This is a genomic window from Rubidibacter lacunae KORDI 51-2 (assembly GCF_000473895.1).
GTDB lineage: Bacteria > Cyanobacteriota > Cyanobacteriia > Cyanobacteriales > Rubidibacteraceae > Rubidibacter > Rubidibacter lacunae.
Genome location: NZ_ASSJ01000008.1, coordinates 1 through 11,927, shown reverse-complemented (window position 1 = coordinate 11,927; position 11,927 = coordinate 1). Strand labels below are relative to the sequence as shown.

Annotated in this window: 9 protein-coding genes; 5 read left to right on the top strand and 4 right to left on the bottom strand. The window is 55.8% G+C overall.

The window, feature by feature from the left end; genetic code table 11:
* Positions 1-57: 57 nt before the first annotated feature.
* Positions 58-1,500: a Fe-S cluster assembly protein SufB gene (gene sufB / locus KR51_RS02305; protein WP_022604423.1), complete on the bottom strand. Its 1,443-nt coding sequence runs from the start codon at positions 1,498-1,500 to the stop codon at positions 58-60.
* 276 nt (positions 1,501-1,776) lie between these two features.
* Here sufB and sufR point away from each other — a divergent pair, with 276 nt between their 5' ends.
* Positions 1,777-2,481, top strand: a complete 705-nt coding sequence (sufR, locus tag KR51_RS02300) for an iron-sulfur cluster biosynthesis transcriptional regulator SufR (protein ID WP_022604421.1) — start codon at positions 1,777-1,779, stop codon at positions 2,479-2,481.
* Positions 2,482-2,542: 61 nt separating this feature from the next.
* Here the strand turns inward: sufR and KR51_RS02295 are convergent, their stop codons facing one another.
* The 3 genes from KR51_RS02295 to KR51_RS02285 all read right to left on the bottom strand — a co-directional run bounded on the left by KR51_RS02295 (position 2,543) and on the right by KR51_RS02285 (position 6,619).
* Complete coding sequence (locus KR51_RS02295; RefSeq protein WP_022604420.1) at positions 2,543-3,766, bottom strand: glycosyltransferase; 1,224 nt, start codon at positions 3,764-3,766, stop codon at positions 2,543-2,545.
* 43 nt (positions 3,767-3,809) lie between these two features.
* Positions 3,810-5,090: a glycosyltransferase family 2 protein gene (locus KR51_RS02290; protein WP_022604419.1), complete on the bottom strand. Its 1,281-nt coding sequence runs from the start codon at positions 5,088-5,090 to the stop codon at positions 3,810-3,812.
* Positions 5,091-5,776: 686 nt separating this feature from the next.
* Positions 5,777-6,619, bottom strand: coding sequence for a WecB/TagA/CpsF family glycosyltransferase (locus KR51_RS02285; RefSeq protein ID WP_022604418.1), 843 nt, complete (start codon positions 6,617-6,619; stop codon positions 5,777-5,779).
* Between the two features lie 610 nt (positions 6,620-7,229).
* Here KR51_RS02285 and KR51_RS02280 point away from each other — a divergent pair.
* The 4 genes from KR51_RS02280 to KR51_RS02265 all read left to right on the top strand — a co-directional run.
* A complete protein-coding gene (locus KR51_RS02280) occupies positions 7,230-8,603 on the top strand; it encodes a TIGR03279 family radical SAM protein (RefSeq protein ID WP_022604417.1) in 1,374 nt (457 codons plus the stop codon).
* A 232-nt stretch (positions 8,604-8,835) separates the two neighbouring features.
* Positions 8,836-10,602: a TolC family protein gene (locus tag KR51_RS02275; RefSeq protein ID WP_040654851.1), complete on the top strand. Its 1,767-nt coding sequence runs from the start codon at positions 8,836-8,838 to the stop codon at positions 10,600-10,602.
* Between the two features lie 330 nt (positions 10,603-10,932).
* On the top strand, positions 10,933-11,343 hold the full coding sequence (gene petE, locus KR51_RS02270) for a plastocyanin (RefSeq protein ID WP_022604415.1): 411 nt from the start codon (positions 10,933-10,935) through the stop codon (positions 11,341-11,343).
* Between the two features lie 236 nt (positions 11,344-11,579).
* Positions 11,580-11,927 (top strand): rhomboid family intramembrane serine protease (locus tag KR51_RS02265; RefSeq protein ID WP_022604414.1); only part of this gene is annotated, 348 nt, incomplete at its 3' end.

Sequence of the window (11,927 nt, the reverse complement as noted above, 5' to 3'; positions counted from 1 at the left end):
GCCAGATCCCAAACCCTGCTTCTGTGGCAGTCGAACCCCGCGCGACTGCAAATCTCCTCAGCCGACCGAATTTTCAAGCTTGAGGCTCAGCAACTTATCGGCTTCTGCCGCAAATTCCATCGGCAGCTGATTGAACACGTCTCGACAAAATCCGCTCACGAGCATCGACACCGCAGCCTCCTCAGAAATGCCGCGCTGGGCGAAGTAGAAAAGCTGGTCCTCGCCAATTTTCGCCGTCGTTGCCTCGTGCTCTACTTTGGCGCGATCGGTATCGGATTGGATGTAAGGGAACGTATTGGCCTCGGCATTATCGCCGATCAGCATCGAATCACACTGTGAGTAGTTGCGCGCCCCGACGGCCTTGGGTCCCATCTTCACCAAGCCGCGATAGCTGTTGGTCGAGTGCCCGGCAGAAATTCCCTTGGAAATGATGGTGCTTTTGGTGTTCTTACCGACGTGCACCATCTTCGTACCGGTGTCGGCTTGCTGTAGGTTGTTTGTCAAGGCGATCGAATAAAATTCGCCGGCGGAATCGTCGCCAACGAGGACGCAGCTCGGGTATTTGAGCGTAATGGCCGACCCCGTTTCGACCTGCGTCCAAGAAATCTTCGACCGTACGCCTTGGCACTTGCCGCGCTTGGTCACGAAGTTATAGATCCCGCCTTTGCCCTCGGCATCGCCCGCATACCAATTCTGAACGGTCGAGTACTTAATTTCAGCACGATCGAGCGCGACCAGTTCGACAACTGCAGCGTGAAGCTGATTGGTGTCGTACATCGGCGCAGTACAGCCTTCGAGGTAGCTGACGTAGCTGTCGTCATCTGCAACGATCAACGTGCGCTCGAACTGACCGGTATCGCCGCTGTTGATGCGGAAGTACGTCGATAGTTCCATCGGGCTGGTAACGCCTTTAGGAATGTAAACAAACGAACCATCGCTGAATACGGCGGAATTTAGGGCAGCAAAGTAGTTGTCGCCAGCGGGGACGACGCTACCCAGGTAACGCTCGATGAGTTCGGGATGCTCGCGGACGGCTTCGGCGATCGAGCAAAAAACGACCCCTTCCTTCGCAAGCTTCTCCTTGAACGTTGTGGCGATTGAAACGCTGTCGAAAACAGCATCCACGGCAACGTTACTCAGCCGCTTCTGTTCCGACAGCGGTATCCCGAGCTTTTCAAAGGTTTCGAGCAGAGCCGGGTCGACTTCGTCCAGGCTTGCTAACGTCTTGCCTTGCGTCTTGGGTGCGGAGTAGTAGCTAATTGCTTGGTAGTCGATGGGCGGGTAGGTCGCGTGGAACCACTTGGGCTCCGTCATCTTCTGCCACTTCCGAAACGCTTTCAGACGAAACTCTAGTAGAAAGTCCGGCTCCTCTTTCTTAGCCGAAATCGCGCGGACGACCTCCTCGTCAAGACCCGGAGGGAGTCGGTCCGATTCAATGTCGGTCACGAAGCCGTATTTGTAGGGGCGATCGACCAGAGTTCTCGCAGTAGTTGCAGTCATCGGCGTTGCTCGTGCGGTTAGGATTCTCGGGATATTTCTGCAGTCGGCGACCCAGATGCATTGGCAGCAGTTTAACCGGGCGCGCAATGGTCCCGGCGTGGGGGCAGAAACTGGAGCCCGCACGATCTGGTAGTAGCAAGTTAAACAATCTGTTTGTTGTTTAACCTATTTTAGGCTACATTAACAACAAAGATGTTGTCAAACCTCCCCAATCATAGGTCAGACCGTGATTCTCGGTCGGCCCCAACGAAGCGCTCGCGCACTGGAGCAGCCAGCATGACGACCCTCGGGCAGACCTCCGCGCAGACTGCTGCAGAATCTACAACCGAACCTGCTGCGTCGCTCCCGACGAAATCGAATACGAAGCAAAGCATCCTGGAATACGTGCTCAAGCACGGACAAGCAACCGCCGCCGAGCTGGCTGCGGCTTTGTCCGTGAGCCCGCAAGCGATTCGCCGCCATCTGAAAGAACTGACGACTGACGGCTCGCTCCAGTATCGCTCCGAGCAGGCTGGCGTCGGCCGGCCCCAGCATGTCTATGAGATCGGCCGCCGGGGTCGCGCGCTTCTACCCGACCGTCACGGGGAGTTTGCCGTGGATTTCTTGGACGCGCTGGCCGAAACCGCTGGCGAGGATAGCGTGCGGGCCGTGCTTCAGAGGCAGTGGGAACGCAAGGCCGCGCTCTATCGCCAGCGCATCGGTGAGGGCAGCGTTCGCGATCGCGTCGAGCATTTAGTGCGCCTGCGCCGAGAAGAAGGCTACATGGCAGAGTGGCATGCGGCTGAAGACGGCCAAGGTTTTTTGCTCGTGGAGTTCAACTGCGCGATCGCCAACGTAGCGGAGTCATATCCAACGGTCTGCGGTCACGAACTGAAAATGTTCGGGGCAATTTTGCCCGACTGTACCGTAGAGCGCACCCAGTGGCTCAACAACGGCGAGCATCGCTGCGGTTACCTCATCCGACCGCAACAAGTGCATTAGGTCGCCCCCTCGGACTCTGAAGATTAGATACGACCCGAATAAGACTTGGTTAGCCGCCCAGCTAGCGTTCGCGCTGGGGACAACAAGTCGCAAATAAGCGGGCGAGTTTGACAGCTTCGTAATGGCAATCGTGGTACTGGCGTACTCGCTGCACACCGTTGAGTCCCATTGTGGTGAGGTGCTTTGGTGTCGCTGCCAGCACTTCTTCTATGGCTGCTGCTAAAGCTTCGGTATCGCCGGCCGGAACTAACCAACCGTTAATGCTAGGTTGCACCAATTCGGGTATGCCTGCAATGTAGGTTGCGATCGCCGGACGCCCTAGCGCCAGTGCTTCCATCAGCACTACCGGCAACCCTTCAGCGAAGCTAGGTAAAACTAATGCCCGCGCTGCCAGAATCCGATCGCGTACCTCGGCATTGCTAGCCCAGCCAATCATTTCGAAATTACCTTGCAGGCCCCGCCGCGCGATCTCTGCCTCGACAGACGGGCGCAGCTCTCCATCGCCAACGAGTATTATATGGGGCGTCCACCCTCGAGCGACGACTTTGTCGACAGCCTCAATGAGAGCGAAATGACCTTTTTGTTCGCTCAGCCGACCGACACAGACCAGTTCGAACGCTGTTGGCATCGGACGCTCTGGAGCTTCCAAAAACGCGCGATCGACGCCGCAGCGCACGACGTGGATGCGCGACCAGCAGTCGGGCACGCACCAACGCTGCAGTTGGCTTTTGCCGAAGTGACTGATTGACACGACAAAGGCTGCTCGTTTTAGTTTCTCCCGGAGAGCGATACCCTCGACCTTGTCGAACTCCTCCGGTCCGTGGACGGTGAAACTAAACGTCGGACCGCCCAGGCTCTGGCAGAGCATTGCCACTGTTGCCGAATTAGTCCCGAAATGGGCGTGGACGCACTCAACTCCTGCTATCGCAAACCAGCGTCGCAACACGCAGGCTTCGGCAAAGTAGGCCAGGTGGTAAACCAAGCCACGCTCCGATCTGATGCCGAGCGAGATCGCCAAGTATAGTGCTGCCAACCAGTGTGGCGGTCGGACCAGCAACTCCCGAACCGACGCCGCTAATAAACCTAGTAAACCTGCCTCTGCAAGCAGGTATCGAGTTTTGCTAGCTTCATCAAGATCGGCCGGATCGACGAGTGCGTCTGCAGAGGCGCGAATCGCAAATCGAAGCACCACTAGACCCTGGGCTTCCAATGCTAGGATCTCGCGCCGAATAAAACTGTGGCTGATTTTGGGGTACTGATTGATCAAATAACCGACGATTGCCACGCAGACTGCCTCCTGAACGCTCCGAGCCTTTCTGCACTAGTATTTATCGGTTTTCCACTTCGCGATCGCGCGGGGTGCGGATCCATTGCTGTTGGGGCGTGAAGACGAAGCTTAGATACAAAGGCACCTTCCAGAACAGATACAGCGGTAGGCTCAATAAAGTTCGTAGAGGGAGGCGATCGCGACCGAACTGAGCCCAAGTACTTAAAACCGCAACGCCCATCAGCACGCCTTGGGCCCCTAACAGGACTGCGGGGAGCCAGAATTTCAGCCAAAATCCGCCCGCGATCGCCAATCCTAAGCCTGCTGCCCACAGCAACCCCAGCAACGACAGCGGCGGCACGCTGACTTCCAGGGCTAAAGCGAGCAAATCCAACCGCCGCTGGGTTATGGCAGCCCGAAGCAGGCGCGGGGACTGGGTCAGGATGGTCTGCATGTGGCCGTGCTCCCAACGCGTTCGCTGAGATTGAGCAGCTGCACCGGTGCTCGGTAGCAGACCGGTGACGCGGGCCTGGGAGCAAAATAGCGGACTGGTCCCAGCGATCGCCAGATCGATACCAAATTGAATATCTTCAACTATGCAATTGCCAACAAGCCGCGCTTTAGCAAACGATTCCCAGGGAAAGGCCATTCCCGAACCTTGGAGCAAACAGGGAAGTCCCAGGAATGCCAAGCCCATAGGGCGTATGCGGTTTTTAACTAGAAAAGCGAACGCTGACACCGCAGCTGTTGGAGACGGGGAAGCTGGGGAGTCGAGTAAGTACAAAGATTGAACGGGTCGCTTGGTTGCAAGAGCACGGCGGGCAATTTGCGCGATCGCTCCCGGAGCTACACGGCAGTCTGCATCAATAATAACGATCGCCTCTGGCGGATCGGACTCCAGATAACGCAATCCATATTCAATGGCAAAGCCTTTACCTCTGGTGTCGGTGCTGTGTCGTTCGAGTACCTGAAAACCCGCATTGCGAGCAATCTCGGCAGTGCTATCCGTGCAATTATCGGCAATGACCAGAGTAGCCCCAACTGGCAGCTCCGCTAAGGTCCTCTCAATGATAGTTGCTTCATTGTGAGCCGGAACGATGACGGTGTAGCGTAGGTCTGACTTGTCTTCGTCTTCGTCCGGAGCATTTTCCTCGCGCGGATGACCGCTTCTGGATGCTGCCAGTGCGGCAGAACACTCAACTGCAATGGTCGTACAAGGGACGGCCAGCACTAGGGCTATGCCAAGCAGCATCCCCTCAGGAATAACGTAAAGACCGGCAACGACCAACGAGAGCAATGCCAGCGTGGCTAACCAGCGTCTGCGTTTGAGAAAGCCAACCATAAACTCGAGCTTCTACACCGCGATGAACGAAATCACTCTAGAAACCCGTATCAGTATCTCGGATGTCACACAAGCAGGTGCTTTCAGCAATACTAATGCTCTGAATAATTGGCATGACCGGGTCCAGTTACACGCGCCTAGCCTTGATTATTCACGAAAATTTGACAAAGCCTCAAACCCTTGCTCTGACTATGCTCCAATCTACGTGTATAGAAACGCACTGTCATTGAGCGAAAAATCTGCAAGCCATGCACGGCAAGAGGTTTAGGGTCTCAGCATAAGAGTTCATGAATAATCCAGGCTAGAAGGCTAGCACTTAACTAGTCTCCACAGTTTTTTCTAAGGCACCATAGGCTCAGGTGGCGCTCAGCCCGTTCGTGTAGCTGGCACAGGAGTTGGTTTCAGTAAGCCCGACGCTCAGTCACCACTGCGACGCTGTCCGAGCCAGCAGCGGTAAGTCTTAGGCTAACGACCATCTGTCTTGTAATCCAGAACCATGGGAGCGACTTAATCGAAGTCTTTGACCCATCCAAAACCATTTACCTGCCCCTCCTCCGTGATTCCGGCTTCATGCTCAAACGCTCCCATGGTGAGGAGCATAAGCAACACCTATTCCAAAGTCGGCGGACGAAACCGATCGACATATCGAGTCGCGCTCGGCACGAACCGACTCCGAGGCAGGCTCTTCAAGATGGATCGCTGGATGCATTGACTTGGGGCGGCGTTTCTAAACCAGGAGTAGCAATTGCTAGTTCAACTTCCTCTGGTGCCAACATCCATTGCGGCACGCGGTAACGACCGAACCTCTGAAGTGTCAGCAACCACAATACCGGCACGTCATCGAGGAGGTAGCGCCGCCACAGGCGGCGTGGCTCTTGCCATAGGCGATGCAACCACTCCAGCCCGGTATAACTCATCCAGCGCGGCGCGCGCATCGATTGCCCGGCGGCAAAGTCCACAGCCGCGCCAACTGCTAGGACGCTTGAGATCGTCGGCAACTGCTGTTGGTAGCGCCCGAACCAGAGCTCTTGCTTGGGCGTTCCCAATGCAAGCACCAATACATTCGCTCCGGAGCGCTGCACGATATTGAGGACGCTCTGGCACTCAGACTCATCTTGCTCGAAGCCGAATGATGGCGCGTGCGTCCCGACAACCACCTCGCGACCGGCAAGAGTGTTCAGACGCGCCCGTGCCTGCTCCGCAACACCTGGGGCACCGCCTAATAGGAACACGCGTGTACCGGGATCGTTGCGGTAATGCTGGCAAAATGCTGGAAGCAGATCCGATCCAGAAATTTTCTCTCGCAGCGGCGTTCCCAACCATCGAGAGGCGTACATCAAAATTTGGCTGTCACAGACGCGATAAGTCGCGTCGCGATAAATCCGGTAAAACTCGGGGTCGCGTTGTAGTTTGCTGAGGTGATCGACATTTGGCGTGACGACAAAACCACCCGCCCGTAACCCCTCCAATAGCTCTGTTTGCGTAAGATTGTCGACCTGGACATTTAGCAAATCAACCTGGTTCATCATGTATCTTCGGTCTGCCCAACCCCGAACTCTCCCTCCAATAGAAGAAGGTACCCAGTCAACTGGGCTCAATTGAACCAACTAAATAATTTTTCTCGAGTTAAAAATAGAGCTGGCCGGCGTTGACAGGGGTCTTGCCTTCTGGTTCCGTTGAAACCTCAGATGTTTACCTCGCGCCAACTCGTGCGAAGTCACGCGATCGCCTATGACCTTCTAGAGACAATCTCACAGTCCGAAACAACAAAGACTGCTTGTTTGATATTGAATTCTGTAGCCTATCGGTACCTGAACGATTTTCAAAGCTCTTTTGGGCGATGACATGAACAGGTGCGGAAAATCAACATTTTTTTGTTGATGCGGTGACAATAATTGCAGACGTGTCAGTAAGCAACACTGGGCTTGAAGCCCAGAACCAAACCGGCTCACTGCCTCGCAGTGCCGGTCGCCAGGGCAAACATTATGCCGTTTGACTTGTGTTAGGTTGAGCCTGGGAAAGAGTCCTCAAATACTGGTGCTACAGCGCGTGCAGCTCGTCCCAACCCAACTGGGGATATCGTTCGGGAGTCTCCTCTAGTACGCACTTAGTACGCGCTCGCACGCTGCAAATATTTCCATGAGTGCTGCGACAGAACCGGCAACAAAATTGACAACATCGCAACCCGCACGGATTGCGCGGGTCATCCCCAACTCGATTGCGGCGGAAATCGGATTCGAACCCGGCGACGCGATCGTTGCGATCGCCGGTCGGCAGCCGCGCGACCTGATCGACTACCAGTTCCTGTGCGCGGGAGAAATGTTGGAGATCGACGCGATCGACGTTGCGGGCACGGCACATCGCATCGAGATCGAGAAGGATTACGACGAAGACTTGGGTCTAGAGTTCGAAACTGCGTTGTTCGACGGGTTGATTCAGTGCAATAACCGCTGTCCGTTCTGTTTCATCGACCAACAGCCGCCGGGCAAGCGCGAAAGCTTGTACTTTAAGGACGACGACTATCGCTTGAGTTTTCTGTACGGGAGCTACCTGACGCTAACCAACCTGCCGCCGCGCGAGTGGCAGCGTATCGAGCAGCTGCGCCTGTCGCCTCTGTATGTCTCCGTCCACGCTACCGAGCCAGAGCTGCGATCGCGCTTGCTGAATAATCCACGCGCCGCAAGGATTTTGGAGCAATTGGAGTGGTTCCAGGAACGCCGCTTGCAGATCCACGCGCAGGTGGTGGTCTGTCCGAGGCTTAATGATGGGCAGCATCTGGAACGCACGCTACGAGATTTAGCACGGTTTGGTAGCGGTGAAGTACCAGCTGTTGCCTCGGTTGCGATCGTGCCGGTGGGCTTGACGCGCTTCCGCACCACCCTAGACGAATTGGTCCCGGTGACGCCGTCCGTAGCCGCCGATGTTATCGACCTCGTCCAGCCGCTACAAACCGAGTTCCGTTCGCGTTTCGGGTCTACATTTGCGTGGCTGGCGGACGAATGGTTTACGGTCGCACGACGAGACTTGCCACCGACAGCACATTACGAGGACTATCCGCAAATCGGCAACGGTGTCGGATCGATCCGGCAGTTCTTGCAGGAGTTTCGCGCGATTGCCGCAGACACTTTACCCGCATGCGTGACTCCGCCGCGCCGTCTAACGTGGGTTGTGGGAAACGCCGTAGAGGTTGCCTTCGCACCCTTAGCACGCTTGCTCAATGCCGTGGACGGGCTGACGGTAGACTTGGTGGCAACTCACAGCGCTTATTGGGGACAGGACATTACCGTCACGGGCTTGCTAACGGGCAGCGACCTGCTTGCAGCACTGGGCGATCGCGACTTGGGTGACGGCGTGCTGCTACCATCGCTGATGCTCAAGTACGACGAACCCCGTTTTCTCGACGATATGACCGTCGACGACCTCGGCGAGCAACTGAGCATCCCCATTCACCCAGTGGTGGGCGTTACCGGACTGATCGATGCGTGTCTGGAATGGCCGCCAGCAAGGAGTTAGCAGCAAGTGGGGAGCATTTCGGTTCGCGATCGCCCGGTCTGACGCTTCGGCTGCCCTTATTTGCTGCAATTTGCTACTCCCAATCAGTTACCTTACCCGTGCGACCGTACCGAATGTTCTCGAGCTCGCTATCGGGACTAGCATTTCCGGGCGCGGGATGTCACAATCGTTTCGAATGTACGGGGGTAGAATAACGGACATTCCCTGCCCAGACTTGACGGAAGCAGAGTCTATGATTGCTTGTCCCAATTGGTTTGGTGTGAGTGTTGGTGTTGGTGTAGCAGCAGTCCTCGGCAGCATGCCTGTTTATGCACAGGAGGTCGTTCCAGTCGGCAATCGCGACGAGGTGGCGAGTACGGAAACAAACATCGCTCCTGCCGCATCCAACGGCGAACACGTGCCGCTAGCCGAATCGCTGCCGACGGAATCACCTGTTTTTGATTTGACCATCGACGAGCTTGGGGATCGCGCCCAAGTGCCGGCCCCTCCTTCGCCCGAAATAGACTCAGCCGATGGAATCCCCGTTGAAGTGATGGAGGGCATTGAGACCGAACTACCTGCCGAGTTGCAAGGGCAATCGGGTGAAGATTCCGGTTTCGAGGACCCCGGCCAGGTTATCAACGTGCCGCAGCCGGATTTTGCACCCGTTTCGGCTACGACTGAATCGCTGCAACCAAATGGCAACCCTTTACTCTTTCCGACTGAGTCTGAAGAAGTCGAGATTCAGACTTATCAAAGGATTACGCTAGATCAGGCGATCGAGATTGCGCGTCAGAACAATACCGATCTGCGCGTTGCCCGCCAAAATCTAGAAGCTGCTAGGCTTTTTCTGCGGGAGGCTCGGGCAGCCGAGTTCCCCGATGTTTCGACTCAAATCAACATAAGCCGCGTTGATTCCGCGGGTGCTGAGATAGCCAATCAGCGGCGAGGACCGTTTTTGCCTGAAAGCGATGAGGTCACGTCTTCACTCGATGCCAACATAAGAGTAGATTACGACATCTTTACGTCGGGGTCGCGGACGGCGACCATTCGCCGTGCTGAGGAACTTGTCTTGCAAAGCCAGCTCGATGTGGAAATCGCCGCCGAGCAGTTGCGCCTGGATGTAACTAACTCCTATTACGAGGTTCAGGAAGCCGATACGGATGTCTTGATCGAAGCCGCAGCGGTTGAAGACGCAACACAAAGTTTGCGAGACGCACAGTTGCTCGAACAAGCTGGTCTCGGTACTCGCTTCAGCGTCTTACAAGCAGAGGTAGAACTCTCCAATGCCGAGCAAGATTTGCGCAACGCTCGCGCAGCACAACAAACGGCTCGCCGAGAGCTCGCCGATGTTCTTAACGTCGGCGAACAAGTTGAAGTGACTACAGTTGAAGGGCCGCCCGAGGAGGCAGGCGAGTGGACATTACCGCTCGAAGAGACAATCGTTCTGGCCTTCCGCAATCGCGCCGAGCTACAGCGCGAGATTACGGATATCAATGTTGACGAGCAAGATCGTCGTATTGCTCTGGCTGCCGTTCGCCCTCAATTTGCAGCGTTTGCCCGGGGCGATGTGCTTGAAGAATTCGGCGACGGGGTGAATGGCGGGGACGGTATCACGGTCGGCGCGCAGATGTCCTGGACAATTTACGACGGCGGCGCAGCCCAATCTCAAGCACGTCAAGAGGATGTCAGCATCCTGGCGAATCAAACCCAGTTCGAGGATGTTCGCAACGACATTCGCGTTGAGGTTGAGACGGCGTACTTCAACCTTGAAGCCAATAAAGAAAACATCGATACTGCCCGGCTGGGAGTCGAGCAAGCAGAGGAAAGCTTGCGACTGGCACGCTTGCGCTTCCAAGCCGGCGTCGGCACGCAAACGGACGTAATCAATTCCCAGACCGCTCTCACCGACGCGCGAGGGAATTTGCTCGACGCCATCATCAACTACAATCGATCGCTGGCTGCCCTGCAACGTGCCGTCAGCAATTTGCCAGACGGTCGCTTGTTCGACCTGCCTTAATAGCCGATGCAGCTACCGACGAATCGCGTTGGCGTATAGCGTAATAGCTGGTTCGGCAACCGTGCTATGCCACAGAGCAATTTTGCCAAGGCCGCACGTCTGCTCTTGGTCCCCAAACACGTCAGGATATAGCGATCGCAGATAACGTAGACGGCAAAGCACCGGCTTGACCGCGTTAGTTAACCCAGGAGGGCACGCGAAATTTAAATTTAATGAGGGTTTTAGCTTTGAGTCCCCCTTCCCTTAGAATATTAAGGGAATTAACCTTAATATCAGCGGTATTCTCACCCGCATTGCTGAATCAATTCGGAGATTTGTAAGGAAAGAATCATGCAAGTACCTGCTAAGTTTGCACGCGCCCTGGGCGCATTACTGTCGGTCGTCCTGCTCGTCGCACTGAGCTGGACGGTTGCGATCGCTCCCGCTTCTGCCGCAACCTACACTGTGAAGATGGGAGCGGACAGCGGTCAGCTCAAGTACCAACCGGAGACGGTTACGGTGAAGCCGGGCGACACGGTGGTCTTCAAGATGAACAACCTCGCTCCCCACAACGTGGTCTTCGACGGCCCCGGCTCGGCAGACGCAGCCCTGGCTGACAAGCTGTCCCAATCTAAACTGCTGTTCGCACCTGGCGATTCCCACACGATCTCTATCCCTGCCGATGCGACTGCTGGAACCTATCAGTTCTACTGCCAACCGCACCGCGGTGCCGGCATGGTCGGCAAGCTGGTCATCGAGTAACTTCGTTATAGGTGGCGGCAGACAAGATGCCGTCGCAGCTAAAAACCAGCATCGTTCAGCGAGGAGCTTTTTTCCGTCGAGTGCGGGAAGCTCCTCGCTCTCTTTATAAATGCAGTTTGTCAGATACGTTGTTAATTCACTCCGAGCGAATGTACGGGAGGGCTGCTGTCGCACCCGCAGCGCGATTGCCGCTGGATTCGCCCTGCCGAGTACTCATTCGAAGGACATCGATAACCGTGTTTTTGCCGATCCGCGATCGCAACCCAGTTCGCATCACTCCGTATGTCACCTACGCGCTGATCCTGGCGAATCTGGGTGTTTTTATCTACGAAATTAGTTTGCCTACGCAGCAAGCACTGGTGGACTTCTTCCACCTCTACGCAATCGTTCCGCGCGAATTAACTGCTAGTTTGCAGGGGGTCGACAGCGGTCAGCCCGTCCCGGAAATCCTAACCCTTGTGACGTCCCAGTTCCTCCATGGCGGCTTCGCTCACGTTGGCGGCAACATGCTGTTTTTGTGGATCTTCGGCAATAACATCGAGGAGAAACTAGGCCGCTGGCGCTATCTCGAGTTCTATCTAGGG